The 19788-nt window shown below is 46.1% G+C and carries 21 protein-coding genes and 1 riboswitch; all 21 genes read right to left on the bottom strand.

Going from position 1 to position 19788, the window contains the following annotated elements; all coding sequences use genetic code 11:
* Positions 1–705, bottom strand: a 705-nt coding sequence (gene cobM, locus A3766_RS02860) for a precorrin-4 C(11)-methyltransferase (protein ID WP_068641624.1), incomplete at its 3' end; no start/stop codon positions are given.
* Positions 702–1493, bottom strand: coding sequence for a precorrin-3B C(17)-methyltransferase (gene cobJ / locus A3766_RS02855; protein ID WP_068553735.1), 792 nt, complete (start codon positions 1491–1493; stop codon positions 702–704). The genes cobM and cobJ, both read right to left, overlap by 4 nt.
* A 62-nt stretch (positions 1494–1555) precedes the next feature.
* The gene (locus A3766_RS02850; RefSeq protein WP_068511655.1) at positions 1556–2353 is read right to left on the bottom strand and encodes a cobalamin biosynthesis protein; all 798 of its coding nucleotides are present in this window, start codon (positions 2351–2353) and stop codon (positions 1556–1558) included.
* Positions 2346–3134 (bottom strand): precorrin-2 C(20)-methyltransferase, encoded by a 789-nt coding sequence (gene cobI / locus A3766_RS02845; RefSeq protein WP_068511653.1) that lies wholly within the window; start codon positions 3132–3134, stop codon positions 2346–2348. The genes A3766_RS02850 and cobI overlap by 8 nt, the downstream gene beginning before the upstream one ends.
* Positions 3127–4431 carry a precorrin-6y C5,15-methyltransferase (decarboxylating) subunit CbiE gene (gene cbiE / locus A3766_RS02840; RefSeq protein ID WP_068511651.1) on the bottom strand — a complete coding sequence of 435 codons (1305 nt, stop codon included), beginning with the start codon at positions 4429–4431 and terminating at the stop codon, positions 3127–3129. Before cbiE ends, cobI begins: the two co-directional genes overlap by 8 nt.
* On the bottom strand, positions 4431–5072 hold the full coding sequence (locus A3766_RS02835) for a precorrin-8X methylmutase (protein WP_068511648.1): 642 nt from the start codon (positions 5070–5072) through the stop codon (positions 4431–4433). The genes cbiE and A3766_RS02835 overlap by 1 nt, the downstream gene beginning before the upstream one ends.
* 9 nt (positions 5073–5081) lie before the next feature.
* Complete coding sequence (gene cobK / locus A3766_RS02830; RefSeq protein ID WP_068511645.1) at positions 5082–5909, bottom strand: precorrin-6A reductase; 828 nt, start codon at positions 5907–5909, stop codon at positions 5082–5084.
* Positions 5906–7039: a cobalt-precorrin-5B (C(1))-methyltransferase gene (locus A3766_RS02825; RefSeq protein ID WP_068553736.1), complete on the bottom strand. Its 1134-nt coding sequence runs from the start codon at positions 7037–7039 to the stop codon at positions 5906–5908. Before A3766_RS02825 ends, cobK begins: the two co-directional genes overlap by 4 nt.
* A gap of 5 nt (positions 7040–7044) precedes the next feature.
* Positions 7045–8454, bottom strand: coding sequence for a cobyrinate a,c-diamide synthase (locus A3766_RS02820; RefSeq protein WP_068509163.1), 1410 nt, complete (start codon positions 8452–8454; stop codon positions 7045–7047).
* A complete protein-coding gene (cobO, locus tag A3766_RS02815) occupies positions 8454–9041 on the bottom strand; it encodes a cob(I)yrinic acid a,c-diamide adenosyltransferase (RefSeq protein ID WP_068509165.1) in 588 nt (195 codons plus the stop codon). The genes A3766_RS02820 and cobO overlap by 1 nt, the downstream gene beginning before the upstream one ends.
* Positions 9038–10909, bottom strand: coding sequence for an AAA family ATPase (locus A3766_RS02810; RefSeq protein ID WP_231872159.1), 1872 nt, complete (start codon positions 10907–10909; stop codon positions 9038–9040). The genes cobO and A3766_RS02810 overlap by 4 nt, the downstream gene beginning before the upstream one ends.
* Entirely contained in the window at positions 10909–11589 is a 681-nt protein-coding gene (locus A3766_RS02805; RefSeq protein ID WP_068509167.1) for an energy-coupling factor ABC transporter ATP-binding protein, read from the bottom strand. Before A3766_RS02805 ends, A3766_RS02810 begins: the two co-directional genes overlap by 1 nt.
* 7 nt (positions 11590–11596) lie before the next feature.
* Positions 11597–12391 (bottom strand): cobalt ECF transporter T component CbiQ, encoded by a 795-nt coding sequence (cbiQ, locus tag A3766_RS02800; protein ID WP_068509169.1) that lies wholly within the window; start codon positions 12389–12391, stop codon positions 11597–11599.
* A 1-nt stretch (position 12392) separates the two neighbouring features.
* Complete coding sequence (locus A3766_RS02795) at positions 12393–12974, bottom strand: hypothetical protein (RefSeq protein ID WP_082885988.1); 582 nt, start codon at positions 12972–12974, stop codon at positions 12393–12395.
* Positions 12964–13584, bottom strand: coding sequence for a cobalt transporter CbiM (gene cbiM, locus A3766_RS02790; protein ID WP_068510544.1), 621 nt, complete (start codon positions 13582–13584; stop codon positions 12964–12966). The genes A3766_RS02795 and cbiM overlap by 11 nt, the downstream gene beginning before the upstream one ends.
* Before the next feature lie 11 nt (positions 13585–13595).
* On the bottom strand, positions 13596–14420 hold the full coding sequence (locus tag A3766_RS02785) for a DUF4198 domain-containing protein (RefSeq protein WP_231872158.1): 825 nt from the start codon (positions 14418–14420) through the stop codon (positions 13596–13598).
* 99 nt (positions 14421–14519) lie between these two features.
* Positions 14520–14767, bottom strand: a riboswitch (cobalamin riboswitch).
* Positions 14768–15674: 907 nt separating this feature from the next.
* Entirely contained in the window at positions 15675–16898 is a 1224-nt protein-coding gene (locus A3766_RS02780; RefSeq protein ID WP_068510546.1) for a tyrosine-type recombinase/integrase, read from the bottom strand.
* A gap of 98 nt (positions 16899–16996) precedes the next feature.
* The gene (locus tag A3766_RS02775) at positions 16997–17413 is read right to left on the bottom strand and encodes a type II toxin-antitoxin system HigA family antitoxin (RefSeq protein WP_068510548.1); all 417 of its coding nucleotides are present in this window, start codon (positions 17411–17413) and stop codon (positions 16997–16999) included.
* Positions 17410–17724, bottom strand: coding sequence for a type II toxin-antitoxin system HigB family toxin (locus A3766_RS02770; protein WP_068510549.1), 315 nt, complete (start codon positions 17722–17724; stop codon positions 17410–17412). Before A3766_RS02770 ends, A3766_RS02775 begins: the two co-directional genes overlap by 4 nt.
* A 356-nt stretch (positions 17725–18080) precedes the next feature.
* A protein-coding gene (locus tag A3766_RS02765) for an IS3 family transposase (RefSeq protein ID WP_156495034.1) occupies positions 18081–19228 on the bottom strand; the annotation gives its coding sequence in 2 pieces (ribosomal slippage) (positions 18081–18985 and positions 18985–19228; 1149 coding nt in all).
* 60 nt (positions 19229–19288) lie between these two features.
* Entirely contained in the window at positions 19289–19579 is a 291-nt protein-coding gene (locus tag A3766_RS02755) for a hypothetical protein (protein WP_068552748.1), read from the bottom strand.
* Positions 19580–19788 lie beyond the last annotated feature (209 nt).

The raw sequence follows: 19788 nt of genomic DNA, 5'->3' as shown, positions 1-19788 counted from the left end.
GGCAAAATCGTCGGTATCCAACACATGACCGACCAGGATCAAAGATGTTCGAGTAAATTTCTTTTCGCGTACTTTTTCGACGATATCTTTTAATGTTCCTGTGACTTTGTCTTCATCGGGCCAACTGGTTCTGTAACACACAGCTGCAGGGCAGTCTTCGCCATAATGCGGAATCAGCTCTCCAACAATTTTATGGATGCGGGTGACGCCAAGATGGATCGCGAGGGTCGCGCCGCTTTGTGCCAGCTGCGGAAGCCGCTCTCGCTCAGGAAACGGAGTTTTGCCTTCATAGCGCGTCATAATTAGCGTTTGAGAAACGCCAGACAAGGTCAACTCTTTACCTAAATACGCGGCAGACGCAGCAACAGCACTGACACCCGGTATGATTTCATAATCAATACCAGCTTGCTCTAGCCGTCTAATTTGCTCACCAATCGCACCATAAAGTGAAGGGTCACCACATTGAAGCCGCGCAACGTCTTTACCTTCTTGGTGGGCTTTCTCAATGTGCTGGCTAATTTCTTCTAAGTCGATAGAGGCGGTATCGACAATCAACTCTGCTTTATCTTCAACTGAATCCAAGACCTCTCTGGGTATCAATGAACCGGCGTACAAAACAACAGGACAACGCTCAAGTATACGCTGGCCTTTTAGGGTCATGAGCTCTGGGTCACCCGGACCGGCTCCAATAAAATAGACTGTCATAGTTTTTTCTTATAGCCTCTTGGCGTGTAAACCCATTCTTTTTTGCCATTGACGATATGTCGAGATTCGCTGTTTCCAACGCTCACAAGCGTGAACATATCAACGTCTTTGGCATCTAACTTATCTAGGGTGGTAATGGTGATGGACTCGTCTTCACGGGTTAATTGGCGCCCCAACAAAACGGGCGTCGAAGCCGGTCGGTACTGGAGCAAAACGTCTCGCGCATGGTTCAACTGCCAATCACGCTTTTTAGATACGGGGTTATAGAACGAGATAACAAAGTCACCTTGGCCAGCGCTATGAATACGCTTTTCGATCGTCTCCCAAGGCGTTAGCAAATCAGATAACGATACGGTACAAAAATCATGACCGAGCATGGCGCCGACACGGCTTGCGCCCGCTTGCATGGCAGAGATTCCAGGGACAACGTCTATCTCAACATCTAGCCATTCTGGATGATCTAAGGCCTCGCCTTGCGCTTGCTTTAAGAGTTGTTGATCCAACAATTCAAACACCAACGTTGCCATCGCATAAATGCCGATGTCGCCACTCGAAACCAAGGCGGTTGTTTTACCGCTAGCCGCGAGATCTAAGGCGAGTTTAGCTCGCCCGATCTCTTCCCCCAAAGGTAACTCGTGATGTGTTTTTCCATCACACACATCACCTAACAAGTCGAGATACAAACCGTACGCGACCAAATCTGAACTGGCTCCAATGGCGCTAAGCGCTTTCGGCGCCACAAGAGATCTATCACCAGGACCGGTGCCCACTACAAATAACTGACTCATGCTAATTTTGTTTCCTGCTCTTAATTCAAATGAACTATTTTTCCAATACGACCTAAGCACTATTACTTATCTGACGCTGTCTTAGTAAAGCTCCGTGCAATCGCGCACGTGGCTTTCTTTGTCTTTTGTTTCGATAAAACCAACTCCGCTGGCGCAGACGTCGTCTTTTGTGCCGAATACAATGCCGCCGATTCAGCGACCCCATACACGCCAACTGTGTCGAATATATAATCTGACTTTACGCTCAGCTGAGACTCAACCGTCGCCAACTGATCTTTGTCCCATGTGAGATACGGTAAAGCCAGGGATGCCGCCAAATCGATTAACCCTTGTTCGTCCGCCTTAATATCAATGCTTGCGATGCCGCTAATCTGTGAAAGCTCTAAACCCTTTTCCACAAGGCATTGTTCTAGCAAGGCACGAAGTTCTGACTCAGGGCAATGCCGCTCGCAGCCCATGCCCACGATGTAGATTGGTTTCAAATACGGATCCGCCGTCGTTAAGACCAAGCTTGCACTGAGTACTTCCGAAATAATTCGCCCAAACTCATTCGCGCCACCTTCATGCCCGGACAGCAAGGGAATAACAAATTCGCCACGTTCATCCAGAACGAGGACGGGCGGGTCTTCATGTTTGTTCACCATTACCGGCGCGAGTGTTCGCATGACAATGCCTGTGGCACAGATTAAAATCTGTCGTTCGCCGGCGCGAAATGAGTCTTGCACCGTTTGCGCAAAGGGTTGCGGTTTAAACGACACCTCGACTTCATTCGTAAGCGCAGTTGAATCGGTTCTAATTGCGCTTGCTAAGCGTTCTGCCAAACAGCGCCCGGCTTCGGTTAACGCGAAAATTCTAATCACGACTTCTCTCCTCTGAGCTACGATCTGCCGATGGTAAAACCACAAACAAAGAAAAATACGGCCCTTGCTCTGGAGATAATTGAGTTATATCGCTCACAATCTTCTGATTATCTCGGCCGATATATTCAAGATACGTGGCGTCGGCTAATCTTCCCGTTCGCTCAAGCAATGCCAATATTCTTGGGCGGGCCTGCCCTGCTTTCATGATCACCACACTATCGTGCTCGCTAAGGGCTCGCTCTATTTGCGAATCCTGATGACGGCCACTGACCACAACAAACGATTCTTTTAACATTGTAAGCGGTTGCATCATCGCGCTGGCAGCAGCATTCACAGACGAAATACCTGGGATCACCTGACAGGGGTAGTCATCCTGAAGCCGCTCAAGTAAGTAGGCAAACGAGCCGAAAAATAAGGGGTCGCCTTCACACAAAAACGCCACATCCTGCCCCGCATCAAGCGCCGCTTTTATCCGAACAGCGCCACTGTCGTAAGCGTGATTCGCTAAGGTACGATCCTTCGACATCGGCATCTCGATCACGACATCCTCAAGAACATTAAGACCCTGATCCGCCGCTCTCTCTTCACGTTCTGTCAGCGCGTTTCTTGCAATCATTTTCGCTTGTGAGCTACCGGTTTCACCACTGAGATAGCTGATCACTGGCGCGTTCTGGATTACTTTGAATGCCTTCATCGTTAGTAAGTCAGGATCACCCGGCCCAACGCCAACACCATAAAAGGCGCCGAGCTTATTCTGATTGACCTGCTGCTGGTTAGACATGATCCAAGGCCTCATTCGTTGCTGTCTTTTCTACTTTCACAAACTTATAAAGTGTGACGGGTAGTTGTGGTTTGTAATACAACTCACCCGCCAGCGTTTCGCCGCGACTAACGGCCAGCTCAAATGTTTCGACATGGCTTGTTTCATCGCTGAACCGAGATTGGTAAAACTGATAAAGTTGTTGGCGCGTTTGTTCGGTCACGGCACTGGCGACGACCATCCCACGCTCTGGTAGTTGCTCCCAGGCTAGATTTAGAATGTCTAATAACTGACCGCCGCTTCCGCCCACAAAAACCTTGTTAGCCGCGGGCAAAGTTGAACAAATATCAGGTGCACTGCCCTCAACAATTGACAAGTTTGGTTCAACTGCGAAACGGTGCTGATTCGCCTTCAAGCAGTCTAACCTCTCCGGATGATGCTCGATTGCATGAACCTGGGCACCTTTACCCCACAACGCTAGCTCTGTGGCAACACCACCGCAACCTGCCCCAACATCCCAAATGCAATCGTCTGTTGTCGGTTCTAACAAAGACAATATCGCTAAGCGAACTTCACGCTTGGTAATCATGCCTTTACCGGGTGCTTTGTCCGTCACAAACTGCTCATCCGGAATTCCCGGAAATGTCGGCGTATATTGCGTCGATTCAAGTGTCTGTAAACACACGACATTTAAGGGATCAAAACGTTGGCTTTGTGCCTCTCCATCAATGAGTTCATCAATTGATAATAGACGTACCCGTTCGTCTGAATAACCAAGCTTTTCGCAGACCGTCAGCGCTGCCATTTCAAAGCCACGGCGTTGGCATTCTTTAGCAATTGCATGCGCAGAACTATTTTGATCAGTGAGCAATACATAGCATGTATGCGGTTTGAGCTGAGTGGTCAAAGATTGTAATGGACGACCATGCAGTGAAATAACCTCAACATCTTGTAAGGACCAGCCGAGTCGATGGCAAGCGGCTTGAATGCTGGACACGCCCGCATGAAAACAAAGTTGATCTTGCCTCAAATCCGAAAAGCTCTGCCGTACCCATTTTCCGATACCAAAAAATAGCGGATCACCTGAGGCTAGCAAGGCAACTGTTTCACCTTCGTCCAGATAGCTCGCCAATTGCCCTTTTAAAATAGAGAGCTTAGGAAGCTGCTCAGTCACCTGCCTTTCTGAAATCCACCAGCGAACCGTCTCTAACTGTCTCTGGGAACCAATAATACGATCTGCTGACTGCAAAGCACTCAAGGCGACTTCGTCCAAGTTCGCTTGCTCCGAAACGCCAAGGCCAATTACATGTAAGGGCATTAATACCACTCCCCGCGATTACAGCGTAAAAGCGCATTACAAGCCGCGGCGGTAACTGCACTGCCACCTTGGCGGCCAGCCAAGGTTATACACTCCACGCCTAATTTTTTGTGTTCTTCCCAAAGCGCTTCTTTAGATTCTGCTGCGCCGACAAAGCCGACTGGCATGCCGATGATAAGCGCCGGTTTGTCTGCGCCTTGTTCCAACATTTCAAGTAATCTGAACAAGGCCGTTGGAGCATTCCCTATCAATACAACGCTGTCTTTCAAGAAGGGTGTCCAAGAACTTAAGGCAGCCATCGACCTTGTTTCGCCTAGTTGTTTAGCCTGTTGAATGGTGTCGTTATCGTTCAAAAAACACAGGGGCTCTCGTTCAATCATGCGCTTAGTAACGCCTTGCTTGACCATCTCCACATCGCACAAAATTGGCTTATTCTGACCCAAGGACGCTCTGCCTTTTTCGCAAGCACCTGCGCTAAACAGAATCTTATCCGTCAGCTCGGGCATACCTAAGCTATGTACGACACGCATCACGACCTGTTGTTGTTCTTTATCGAAACAACTCAAGTTGCTTAGCTGGCGAATCAGCTCAAAGCTTTGTCGCTCAATCGCTTTCGGGTCCAATTCGTAATCAAATGGCATCTCGGTTTCCTATACGTTTTTTTCGCTATTGTTTTGCTCAGTATCTTGATCCTCAAGGGTGAGAGAATCAGACAGCGAACTTTCGACGTGATGTAGGCAGTCATCAAGGTCACTGAACAAATGCTTGACTGGCGATATGTTTGGGCGCGTCAACATCACCACCTGAACCCCGAACTCTCGTGCGGCTACCAATTTCGCTTGCGTGGCATCGCCACCACTATTTTTAGTCACTAAACAGTCAATTCGATTTACCTGTAATAAGGCTCTCTCTGACTCAAGATCAAAAGGACCTATCGCTTTGATCCATTCCACGCTGCCTGACAATGACGCTCTTGATGGCGCGGCGGTTCGGTAGATTAATTTGCTTTCATCCTGAGTCGCTAGAACATCACTGAGTCGCGTCATGTCGTCTTGAGACAGCTGCCCGACAGTCAGCAAGATTCTCTTAAATTTGGCACATTCAGTGACCGCATCAGCCCATGAAGAGACCGAGATCCAGTTATCGCCCTTTTGCGCGACCCAAGGTTCTCGAGAAAATCGCCAATAAGGCAAGGCCAAGCTGTTACATACATCTATCGCCGTTGAACTCATTTTTGCTGCGTATGGATGCGTCATATCCAACACAGCACCGATGCCTTCCGATCTAATATATGCCTTTAAACCACCGAACTGTGTAAAGCCTCCGGAAATGACTTCGCAGGGTACGTCGGGTTGTCGAACCAAGCCTGCCACGCTATAAATAAGCGAATGATCGTTAGTATTAAACAAACCCTTTTCATAGGCGCGCTTCGTAAAAACTCGCGCATCTGCCGTTCCGCCCAGCAAGAGTATCTTCATGGGCTTTCCTCAGAGGCAAAACCAATAAATTGGCCTTGTCGATCAACAGAATACACCTCCAAGGTGACTGTATTATCAGGCAGTGTTCTCAATACGCGACGCGCTTCGTTAAGTGCTGCTTTACATAATTCATCGCCAATCAGTATCCCGGCATCGCGACAAATCTGAAATACCTGCATACTTGTATTCGCTTCTTGGATTTTATCGAGCACGCTTTGGTCTGCCTTCTGCGCTTTCGCGATTCGAGCAAGCTGCTCAAAATCAATGGACGAAGAACGGCTATTTAAATCCATGTGGCCATTTGCCAGCTTGCTTATTTTTCCGAACCCACCACAAATAGAGACTTTTTTGATGGGCGATGTTGAGGTGGGTACTTTTCGCAAGTGCTTTAGCAGCGCACCCACAAAATCACCCATTTCAATCAACCCCATATCGTTGAGTTCATATCGCGTCTTAATCGCTTCTTCGCTGGTGCTGCCTGTGGTAGCCGCAATGTGCGTGATACCATTTGCAGCCGCTACATCTACACCTTGATGGATAGATGCAATATAGGCGGCGCAAGAATACGGCCTAACTATTCCGGTGGTTCCCAAAATAGATAAACCACCCATAATACCGAGCCTCGGGTTCATGGTTTTAAGTGCGATTTCTTCACCGTTTTCAACGCCGACAGCAACCTTAAAACCACCAGAATATTGGTATACCTTGGCCGCATTCAATAAATGTGACTGCATCATTTCTCGCGGTACGGGATTGATCGCAGGTTCGCCGACCTTAAGCACCAAACCTTCTCGTGTAACCGTTCCCACGCCTTGCGCTGAGATAAATTGCACGCCTTGTTTTTCCTCTAAGTACAGCTCTACAAATACCAGCGCCCCATGAGTCGCGTCAGGGTCATCTCCTGCATCTTTAATGGTAGCGGTGCGTACACTCTTTTCAGGTTCAAGTGACTCGTACCCTTCGATTTTCAAAGAGACGACTTTACCTTTCGGCAAAGTGATCTCAACCTCATCGGGATGTTTGTTCGCCAATAAGGCTTGGGCAGCAGCAACACAGCACGCCGTCGCGCAAGAGCCGGTTGTTAAGCCGCTGCGCAAAGGTTTTGCTTGTTCACTGCTCTCTGGCCACATAGTGCTTACCTAGCCTGCTCATTATTGCTGAGCATATTGTAACTAAGCGCATTTTCAGTGCGGTTAACAGCTTCTGTTGTAGCCGAAAATGTCGTCACGCCCAAAAACAACGCTGCGATGGCTTCTGCATTAGAAGGGAAAAATAAGTGTAGATACGTAGCCGTCAAACTACCCTCGCGATAGATTGCTTCACCCGGCGCCGAATGCCTTTGTCTTTTACCGTAGCCAATAGGTTCTGGCGTATTTGCACTTCGAGAACGATGATGCGCATGCGCTCTTACATCACCTTCAGGCAAAGCGGCGGTCTGCATCCCCTGGCAACCGCGCTTTCCGCGCATGGCCCCATCGCCCGCCATTAATCCCGCCATAGAATAGCGCGCGTCTTCAAGATCAGTCAGCGATTCTAGGCAATATAAAAAACCACCGCACTCAGCCAGTACCGGTTTATTAGCACGATGGAATACTTGAACGGACTCGCACATGCTACGGTTTTGACTCAGTTTTTGCGCATAGAGCTCCGGATATCCACCAGGCAACCAAAGTGCATCTGCCACGGGCACTTGTTGATCAGACATGGGAGAAAAGAATTCGTAACTTGCACCCAATGTCTCTAACAACCGCAAATTGGCGTCATAAATAAAACTAAATGCTGCATCCTTAGCAATCGCAATGTGTTTTCCTTCAAGCAAACGACTTGGACGCGCTAATGAAGTGGATTTGAAATCGACCGGCTCAGGCAACTGAGTAATCGCCTGCTCACCAATCCACGAGACGCCTTTTTCAAAACGTACTTCAAGCTCTTCACGCACTTCATCTGCTTGCACCAAACCAAGGTGCCGTTCTGGTAAGGTAACTTCTTCGTCTCTCGCTAGCGTTGCCAATAAAGGGATATCTGAAGGAAGCGCATCTCTTATCAACTCTTCGTGCCGCGCTGTACTGCAATGGTTCGCGATAATGCCAGCCACATGAATGTCTGAACGATAGCGCGCTAAACCCGTAGCGATGGCACCCGCCGTTTGTGCCATGCCTTTCACGTTCAACACGATAACCACCGGTATATTGAAACGCGCAGCTAGATCAGCACTTGATGGCTCGCCATCAAACATGCCCATTGCGCCTTCGATAATAATGAGATCTGAAACCTCGGCCGCCTCATACAGTTTTTGCTGGCAATAAGCTTCACCTGCCATCCACATGTCTAGCGGCTCAACATCCTTACCAGAAGCTTGCGCCAGAATTTGAGGGTCTAGGTAATCAGGGCCGGTCTTAAATACCCGTACGTTTTTGCCTTTGTTTCGATACGACCGCGCAATCGCAGCCGTTACTGTTGTCTTTCCTTCACCAGAGCTTGGCGCGACAATGAACATAGCTGGGCATGAAGCCGTAGGGAGTTTAGAAGGCGATTGAACACTCATTAGAACTCGATCCCGGCTTGCGCTTTTACACCAAGACGAAAGGCATGACGCTCATCCTGAATATGGCTGATCGTATCGGCGATGTCTTCCAAGGCTTCGGGCATCTTTCGCCCCGTAATCATGACATGCTGATGTTTAGGTCTATTTTTTAGAGCTTCTAGAACCGGTTCCAATTCAAGGTATTTGTATTTAAACATGTAGCTCATTTCGTCAAAAATCAGAATATCGTACTGGGGGTCGGTTAGCAGCGATTTAGCGAGCTCCCACGCGTTCTGAGCGGCAGCTATATCTTGGTCTTTGTCTTGGGTTTCCCAGGTGAAGCCATGCCCCATTACATGCCAATCGATACGTTCATGGTCGCGGAATAGTTTGAATTCACCGGTTTCTTTTCGGCCCTTAATAAACTGAACGACCGCGGCTTTCTGACCATGCCCTACGGCTCTGGCCATCGTGCCAAAGGCGGAGCTACTTTTGCCTTTGCCATTTCCTTTCAACAAAATCAGAACGCCACGCTCTTCAGTTGCCTTGGCAATCTTTTTATCGATAATGGCCTTTTTGTGCGCCATGCGCTCTTGATGCGACTTCATGCCAAGCTACCTTTTCCTGTTGAGTTACTTAAAAGATCATCCTTTAAGGAGATATAGATTGCGCCCAAATTGCGCGCAAACTCTCTTCCACGACCACGGGGTATTGTCGCTTGCTCAGTATCCACCCATACACAGTCACCGGGTAGCCTAATTTGGCTGAGCGTTTCTCGGCTCCGACCATCAGACACTATATACGTCCGTATGTTTAGCCCTGGAAATTTCTGACTCATCGCTTCGCAATACCGAGCCGCTTCATTAACGCCTTCTATGATTGGTGTTCCACCGCCCGCTCGGAGCCCCTGCAACCAGTTCTCGATCTGTTTGGGCGCTCTCACTTTCGCCATGAGCGACAGTACTTGATTGTTACCAAAACCAAACACCGCAAGTTGCTCTCTGTTTAAGTAAGCCTCATTGGCGATCGCAGCAACAACACCTTTTGCACGTGCAAAAACGTCACCTTGTAAAGTAGAGCCCGAGGTATCAAACAAAACAACATGTAAGACTGACTGACCCAATTTTTGTTTCCGCATCTTGAGCTTATTAGGCGGCCACTCGCCAAAACTACTTAGCAGTGTGCCGAACCAATCAGGAAGTCGCCCGTCTTTGTTCGATGTTTGCCGGCCTATGGTAGAGCGCCCTTTTTGATTGGCAAACATCGAGTCTAACAATGCAGAGGGTTGGCTTATCGCACGCGCGTTTGATTTTGTGGGGATGGCATTCTCCGGTGATACAATACCGTTCATGCATTTTGGGTCCATACTCCCCCAATCACTGTCGGTACTATTTTGTTCGCCGGTATCGGCATCGCCCTTTGCGTCATTCTGGTTTGGTTGTCTATGTGAATCATCGGGTCGCTTAAATCCGGTTTCTGGAGAATCGTTGCCGGAGTTAGGATTACCGCTTCCGGAATCACCTTGAGCTGGTGGTGGCGCGTCGTGCCTACGGCGGTGGTGCAAAACCAGCTCTGAAACCGCATCAAGATCATCCAAGATGACCTCTTTTCGACCTTGCCAAGCGGCGTGCGCGCGAGCTGTTCGATACCAAACGATATCTGCTCTTAGTCCATCTACCAACGCATCTTCACAACGTTGTGCAATTTCAATTCGAATGGAGTCAGAGCATGCCACACCCTCTAAACGCTTTCTTGCTGAAACTACCTTAGCGATCAGTGCTTCTTGCTTTTCTTCATAGGCAAGAGTAAATGCTTCTGGATCGGCATCAAATGCTTCGCGCGTTTTAACGATGGCAACACGCTCTTCTACCGAGTAGCGGTTAGCTAAATCGACTGCCAAACCGAAACGGTCGTGTAACTGGGGGCGCAATTCTCCTTCATCAGGATTCATCGTGCCGATTAATAGAAACTCCGCCTTGTGTTGATGGCTGATGCCATCGCGCTCTATGTAATTGACACCACTTGCGGCGACATCCAAAAGCAGATCTACAAGATTGTCAGGCAATAGATTAACTTCATCGACGTATAGAACGCCGCCGTTGGCTTTACTTAGTAAGCCAGGTTGGAAATCTAAGGACTTGTCACTCAGCACTTTTTCCAAGTTCAGTGTACCGACCAACATCTCTTCACTCGTCCCTAAAGGCAAAGTAACAAAGGATGGTGAGTCACTGCCTAAGCGCGCATCGTCGTAAGGCAATAGACTAGCCAAAGCCCTAGCAAGGGTGGATTTTGCTGACCCTCTTGGGCCAGTGATAACGACACCGCCGATGGACGGATTGATAGCCACGAGAATAAGCGCAAGCTTGAATGAGTCTTGGCCGACCACTGCACTAAAAGGCATGTCTAATCTATCTGAATGATGCGCATAGTTCATAAAAGAGTCTCTCAAGTTTTCTTGGGCGGAAGTAAAAGCCATTAAGCAATCTCAGTTTCCGACCAAGCTTCTATTTCAATCATTCGCGCAGACTCTAAACGAATATGTCGCGTCGCGATTTTAGAAACAAACTCTTCATCATGTGAGATAACAAGCATTGCTTGCGGCAAGGACATCAAGACGTCGAGCAAGCGTTGTCTAGCTTCGTTGTCGAGCGCGTTTGTCGGTTCATCTAACAACAACACTTCTGGCTCCATGGCCAGTACCGATGCCAATGCGACCAAGCGTTTTTCGCCCCCCGAAAGCTGATGCGCAACTCGCTTCTCAAATCCTGCCATGCCAAGCGACCTAAGTGTTTGCTTGGCCTTTTCGAAGGCCCGCTCTCTGGTTTTTCCTAGATTTAGCGGGCCAAATGCCACGTCCTCTAATACAGTGGGGCAAAATAGTTGATCATCGGGGTCTTGAAATAGAAAGCCCGCCTTCGCGCGTACTTCAACAAATTCAGACTCTTGCTTTCTAAACTTGCCAAAAGCAAATACATCACCCGACTTTGCTTTTTTTAGCCCTACCAGTAAATGTAGAAACGTCGTTTTGCCCGCTCCATTCGGCCCCGTGAGCGCAACCCGATCACCCGAGTAGAGAGAGAAATCGACATGAGATAATACTTCCCCTCTTCGTGGGTAGCGGTAGCTTAAGCCTCGTGTTTCAATTAGCGCTTCCATAAAAGCCTCAAAGCAGGTTGATAAGAATTAGAGAAATCAAGAACGGAACGCAAACGATGATCAAGCAGTAATCGCGTGCGACTAACTTATCATCATCCAACAAATAGAAGCGGCCGTTGTAACCACGACACTTCATTGCCTCCATGATTCGCTCTGAACGTTCAAGTGCATGGATTAAAAGCATTCCCACTAAATAGCCAATTGAGCGCCATGTGTGCGTATCCATTCGCAGTACAAATGCCCGCGCCTGCATCGCACGTTTCATGCGTTTGTATTCCTGACCAATCACGTCGAGATAACGTACCGTAAACAGAAGCAAATGAACGAGCTTATCGGGTATACGTAACCGTGCTAAAGCATGCCCGAACGTTGTCGCATTCATGGTGCCCACAACAGCAAGTAAAGACAGAACAACGGTATTCGCTTTAACGGCAATCAATACCGCGTGGACCAATCCATTCTTACTCGCCGTCAACTCCGATATTTCGAAAAGCACATCATCTTCCCCAGAGACAGGCGTCGTAAATGGCAGCATAACAATCAGAAATATCATGAACATATCCATCGCCAGGACGCGTCTAAACGTGCGCTTGAGATTTAACTTCGCCAAGAAAACAAGAGCACACGCGATACCCAATTCGACGAGCACAACATTGAGTTCTTTCGACAACACAACAATGCAGGAAAAAACAGCCACCCAAATAATTCGGACTCGAGGATCGAACGAGTCGATCACCGAATCTTCATGCTTCAGCCTCTGCCCTTTCCACGAAGTGCCGCTGTGTTCGAGATTCTGTGGCACCTTAACTCGCCTTATTCTTTGTAGATTGATTTCGCTGCGTTAGCCAAATACCGATACCGCATAAGCCAAAGATGTAACCAATGCCACCCAAAGCATCCCGAAATGATGCTTTCTCTTTGTAGGCATTCAACTCTTTGCGCAAGGGCTTAATTTGTTTTGCGACAGCCTTTTCGATCAATGCTTGTAAGTCATTACCCACCAACATCTGTCCTCGAAGGTTTGTTTCCAGAGCGTCGGCAGATTCCACTGCCATAATCTCGCCTAAGGTATCCGATAAGTCTTCAGCCTTTAAAACTGTTTCAAACACGTGGCCTGCCCCTAGGTTCGCGTAAATATGATGATCAATCCGCTTCGTCGCTTCGAATGTAAAGAAGCCCTCCTCATCCGTTTCGACCAAAACAATTTCTTGACCCTGGAGATCACGAACCATTACCTTAGAGCCTAGTGGTGCCATCTCTCCATTGGAAAAACCTATTTCGCCCTCAACATCAACACCAATGGTATAAACGCCGCCCAGTACGTTATGCGCGACACTCTGCGAACTGACGAAAACAAGGAAGAGCAAACAAAGATTACGTATCATCCCAATCCTCCGATATACGCAGGAGCTCAGGTTTAACTTGTCGAATCAGCAAGACAGCCGCGCCGGTAACAAAACCTTCTAGGATCATAATCGGTATATGCGCCAATACGGTCGCTTGAGCCGCGAGCACAAACGCCTCTCCAGATAATGCCAGGGAGCCCGCAACTAACAATGTAGTTAGTAGAATCGCACCGGCGCCACCAATCGCGCCCCATATCGCAGCTAAATTTGTGTTCGGAGCAGAGATCCCTCTATGACATACGTAGTACATCAGCACAGCCGGTAGTGCGATATTAAATGTATTGACACCGAGGACAACGAAGCCGCCAAAGCCAAAGAAAACAGCTTGCAACAGCAAGGCAACAAGCAACGCGGGAAAAGCCGCCCAGCCAAGTGCCAGGCCAATCAAGCCGTTTAAAATAAGATGAACACTAGAAAAACCAAGTGGGAGATGGATATATGAGGCAACGAAAAACGCAGCCGATAGTACGCCGACTTGAGGTAAGTGGTCGTAATCGAGCTTCTTTAACCCGATCGCCACCCCCACTACACTAAGTACAACACCAGCTGCTAGAACCGGCGCCGCAAGCGCACCATCAACTATATGCACGTTGGCACCCTCTACTTAAGTTCATGGGCTTGCACCCAAATGACAGCGTCTTGAGACAGCTCTTTACCTTTAAATTTCTTTTGTGGCCCTACGCCCAGCGCAGCAAAACCCCATTGACCCGCCTTCGGTATCGCAAACGTGAATGTTCCGCTAGCATCGGCATAAATTGTCATCGTAATAAATGCTTCTGCAGGAACTTGAATCGTGGGATCACTAGAGAACGCATTCTTTGACATTTCAGGTAAATAGTTGATGTATTCAACTTCGATTTCCGCAAAAGGTACGGGCTTTCCGTGACTTCGCACAATGCCAGTGAAGCTTCCGCCCTCATAGATCGCGTAGGGTTTCGTAAGGGGCACGATTTCAGCTGGCAAGTTTAAGTCACTTTCCCAATCGCTTGGCAGGCTGCCTACATTGATAATGGTTTTTGCGAACTGTTGGATAAAAACATCTTCGCTTTTCTCCAAATATGGCGCCATTTCGAAGACAAAGATATTATCGCCTAAGCCTTTCAGCTTAACTGAAGACTCGTAAGAAATGCCCGTATTCTCGGCACTGGCCCAGTTACTTTCTACCAGCTTTGTGCTCAGATCTTTCTTCTTGCCTTTTTTGATGTGATAGAACGCAAGCGGCTTATCAACAGCCATCACATAACCATTGGCTGCTGGGTGGGTAAAGGGCATTCTCAATTCCACTATGCCGCCTTTGCTTCTTAATAGGTCAGGGGTATAGATCATTTGAAAATGTGCATTCGCAGTCGATGCAATCGTTAGCCATAAGCTAATTGCAACAACCCATTTGGTTAATAAGAGTAATGACTTACTATGAATTTTCAATAACTTGCTCCGCCTAGAAATAAGTATCAGCCGGAGTCGAGAAGGGAAAAAGTAATAGGATCGGAAGACATTATTACCTGATGAAGCCCTCCGCAACACCTGTATAACAGATCATCAGGTTGGTATCCGGACTCATCAGCTAGGCGCTAAACGCACCTAATCACTTCACCTTCCCACAAGTTTTAAAAGGAGCAAAACCTTTTAATTCACCTGCAGTGGTATACGAAGCGATATAACCAATTTACCGTTGCGGGGGCAGTGTCGGGTTCATAGTTAAACTCACCGACTTCCCAAATTGAAAAACAGTTCAAAGAACGATGTTTTTCACTCATGTCGTTAAACATGACCTAAGATCAAGCGCGAACTGTACTCATTAAGAATTGGTCTGTCAATTGAAAACCTTGTCTTGAAGTGAAGATGTCTAGTTTCGGGACTCCTTAAAATTTAGTGCTTTTCAGTCAGGTTTGACATAAGTGCCAATACCTCAAACTGATACAAACTACTCACTAATTCGCTTTAGAGGTGTGCTTTGTAACATTTCCGGAGCAGACAAAAGGTAGAGCTTTGTGCTCAAAGCCTGCATTCAGTCAGAGCTGAAGTCGGCTGTTTTATCCTCATTTGAAAAATGTCCTCTGAACGTCTTACTTAGGGACAAAGTGCTAGTTTGAAAATTTCTGCTTCCTCATCATTGCAGGCGCAGACGATTACTATACGAAACGCTGCTTTTTGAAGAAAGGAAAAGAAATTCCCTACCCTGACTTTTGTCTAAATAGTCTATTAAACACAACGGATGAATACTTAAGATTCACAAAATTCAGTCAACCCCTTGCCCGATATATAAAAGTCATTTACAAACAATGTCAACCAAATCTAAAGGACTGGTTTTCCAATAAAAGGTGATGTAGGCATTTAAGAATAATAAAGATTGGCTATGTCAACGAAGATAATATCCTTTCCCTCTTGTGATTCTTAGTAATTAAATTGACTTTATAACGACTAACAAAACGAGGATGAATTAATGTCGCCCAAATTAGTATTTTAGTTGAATTTAAGTGAAACAAATCAAACTGAAGGTAGTTTCGATAAAAGTTTAGTACTTTAGTTGGAGGTATTCATCTAAGTGATTGAATCTTGATTCATGGAGTTTAGTAATTTAGTTGAACGTGCAACTTGTTTTCGGGTGAAATGACCGGCAAATACAGACTAACCGATTGGTTTTATTAAGCTTTAGGCTTCAGAATTTTGGTTCCAAAATCAAACTTCTCGAGATTTTCCGCTCTCAGCGCGTTTTTTGGCGCTTGTTTGAACATAGACCGTGTCAGTGGTAGCCATACTTGAATGCCCCAGGTCTTCCGAAACATCCTTAAGGGCGCGGCCTCGTTCAATCTCCATGCTTGCGCCTGTATGACGCAGCCAGTGAGGTGAAACATCTTTGAAAATTTGCGCTGCTTTCTCTCCTGATCGAGACCTCATAGTCTCGTAGGTTTTATCGAGCACCTGATGGACAAGACGCGCTAGTTGTCTACCACTCATACCTCCAGCCCCACGAATTTTCTCCACAATTGGTTGCTTGTCCTGTCTACCAGGCAATGCAGGCAAGCCACGCCATAGCCGATAACGTTCTAAATAAGGCAGGAAGCTATCTGGGACAGAAATGTCGCGAATTTTCTTTCCTTTACCGTATATCTTGAGCCACCAGTTTTTCTTATCGTCTTGCCAAAAGTGGCTCATAACAGGTATCCAGTCGTCACGCTCAGCTAATTCAGAAATTCTCAAAAACATTGTTTTCATTGCAGCCAATAAAAAAATATTCCGCTCAAAGAGTGAGTCTTCGTCAGCCATTTTTTCAGCCGTAATTAGTAGTAAATCCCATTGTGCCTGGTCTAGCCGCTTTGTTTCTTTTACCTGTGCATCCTTAACTAATCGCTTACAGTCTTTTTTTGCAAGACCTGCCGGATTTCCTAATGCTATTTCGCTCTCCATTAAGTGTGTGTAGAAACCGCTTATAGCAGAAAACATGGCAAGTATAGATTGCTGTGAAGGCCTGTATTTCTTTTTATCAGCATCACTACCTTCGGCTATATATCTAAAAGGCCTCCAGCTTTTATTAAATTCGTACAGACCAGCAGACGGTACAAATTTATCCACATTGGCTAGACCTATCCAAGTTTGCGGTGGCTTAAAGAAGAACTCTGAATAATCAAGTAAGTCATTCTTTCTAAAATCGACAGCAGGCTTTTCTGCCACCAAAAAACTCCACAGCAAAAATTTTTCTATGTCAGAACGGAATCTAATGTAAGTATGCTCAGATTTGTTTCTGCCAAGGAAAATCAAATACTCTCGCGCCCAATCCCAGTGTTCACGGCACCACTTAGGGTTGTCGTTGAAAAACTGATCTAGCTGTGGGTAATCACGCCAGTCAAAGTCTTTAAGCTCGTTGTATGCTGGGAATAAAGGGATTGATCTTGGAGTTGCCATAGGACTTAACGCTTTATGAGTAAAGACTAGATTAACTCATACACTATGTCCAATAATAGATCTTATTGGACACTTTAAAGATTAACTGTACAGCCTGGTCAGAAAAATAACGACGGACTGATTTCGAAACGTCTTGAAAGTTTTTCAATATGCTCTTTAGTAAGTGACCTCTTCTCGCTACATATCATAGATACTGAACTTTTCGGGCCAATCTCATTTTTAAAATCTGACATAGTTAAGTTATGCTGATCCATCAGCAATCGCAACATGGATGCGCCTGCATCTTTAGACTCGATACTAGTGTTAAAATCATGAAACTCAGGGGCTTCTTCTTCATACGCATGAATTTTTGCCCACAAGACATCAATAAGAAGCAAGTTTGCATCATAGTCCTCAATAAGTTCATCCATAAGCAAAAGTGCCTCTTGATGATCTTCCTGTGAATGTATACCAGCGATAAATGGCATCTCACTCTGTAATTCATGCGCAAGCTGTGTAATGTGTTGTATGTTCATTTCAGCTCCTTTCTTCTATAACGGTTTGTGAGCCGATCATACTCTTTATGGTCGACAATGTATTTTACGTAAACACGTTGATGGCGGAACTCAATGAATGCGATAAGTCTTAGGTTATTACCGCCTAAATCAACTACCCACCATTTATCTTTGTACTTAAAGTTATCTAGCGACGGCACTGCCTTTTTTAGTACGTGATGATCTTTAAACTTCCCACTCTTAAGTAGTCGATAAAAATCTTCTATCGCATTGGCATCGTTTGGGTATTTCTTGATAGCTTCAACGAATATACCTCTGGCAATAACATGCATAAAACTTCCATTAGTTCGCAATATGTGAACAGTGTAAGGCATATGGCTCTTGTTCGCAATATGTGAACCGGGGCCATTAATATTTTGTGTCTGCGCCCTACTCTTTTGGAAAACTAGAACATTGGCCTTGCGGGTAAACCGTTCATAGGATCCAAGAAAATTTTTCTCGATATCTTACATTACCTAAAAGAGGAAAACCGACATAACGCGAGCATCGCTTTCCATGCCTATTTGCCTGGCTTTTCTTATATTACAAAAGACCCGAAAGCCGACATAACACTTTGCTAAGTTGGCTGATCATTCTTTATTCGATATCCTTGTGTCATCAACACAAGGATTGAATCGACCAGCTTTAACTAAACACTTTTCTGTTTGAATTCTTCTAACTTTTCATAAGCCAGTGGAGGCATATTATTAGCTTCCCCATGCTTACGTCTAGAGTTATAAAACATTTCAATGTAATCAAAAATATCTGCTCGTGCGTGCTCTCTTGTTGAGTAGATTTTCCTCTTTACTCTCTCACGCTTGAGAAGCTGAAAGAAGCTCTCCGCTACTGCGTTATCATGGCAATTTCCTCGCCGACTCATACTCGCTTTAAGGTTGTGAGCGCTTAGAAAGTCATTCCATTCGTAACCCGTAAACTGACTGCCTTGATCAGAGTGTATTAACACCTGGTTCCGCGGCTTTCTTCGCCACACTGCTGCAAGAAGAGCTTGAGTAACAAGCTCGGATTCCATTCTTGAGCTCATAGACCAACCAACTACGGCACGAGAATATAAGTCCAGTACCACAGCAAGATAGAGCCAACCTTCGTGAGTTCTGATATAAGTAATATCAGTCACCAAAGTTTGGTTTGGCATGGCTACAGAAAACTGGCGATCTAATACGTTGCTTGCGACGATTGCGGGTTTGCCGCCATAGTGGCCTCTATGCCTTCTGTAACCTACTTGAGCCCTGATTCCTTCCTGCTTCATCAATCGTGCAACGCGATGTTTGCAGCAGGTTTCACCTAAGTCACGCAGATCGCTCGTTACTTTCCGGTAGCCGTAAACACAACCACTTTCCAACCAAGAATGCTTGATAAGCCCTGTCAGTCGTTCATCTTCAATCTGGCGCTTTGACTTGGGCTGATTCAGCCAAGCATAAAAGCCACTCCGCTGAATAGAAAGCGTCTCACACATCAATTTGGCAGGGTAATTGTTGAGCCTTTTTTTTACGAACGCGTATTTTTCTTTGACTCGCCCGCGAAAAATACGGTTGCTTCCTTTAGGATGTCGCGTTCCATCGTGACACGCTTAAGCTCTTTTTCTAGCTGCTTAATTTTGTTTTCGTGGTCGAGTTGTTTTTTGTGTTCATCACTATCTGGACCATGCACTTTCATCCAGTTGTAGAGCGAACTGGCAGTTATACCAAGCCGTACAGAAACGCTAGAAACTGAATGGCCATGTTCGGTAACTTGCTTAACTGCTTGGATCTTAAATTCTTCGGTAAATCGCTGAGACATACTTTCTCCTTAATACACATAATTATAAAGCAATTAAGCGTCTAAAGAAGGCTGGTCGATTCAGATTGCTAATAAGCATAATACGATTGAACCTATTACCAAGTTTTGAATATGCCTTGTTTTGTGATTAAAACTATCGATGGCTTCGCTTATTTTCGAATCTGTCTCTTTACTAGTGACATCAATATCTTTGTTACTAGCAACTTTAAAAGCAAATAAAACAACTATAAAAAAGAACAATACTGGGAAGAAAATGCTTTTGAAAGATGGCTCAATATTAGCCCAATCAATTTGAAAAGCTGCGTATGCGAATACTGCGATACCAGACACAATAATGATTACGGCCGCCAATCTATTATTTACTTCCTTGTTCAGCAAAATTCAGATTACCTTTTACGTATAGACATAATGACTCCCCACGTCCCAAAAGAGTGCTGACCTCCTATCGTGGGTTAGCAAAGCCAGAGCCATAATATATGTGTCATACCATATAAGCGGAGGCCAGCACCATGAAAAACAATACCATAATTTTTGTCGGATTGGACACCCATAAGGAGTTC

Source organism: Oleiphilus sp. HI0132, from assembly GCF_001635845.1.
This window is presented reverse-complemented; position numbering and strand designations above follow the sequence as displayed.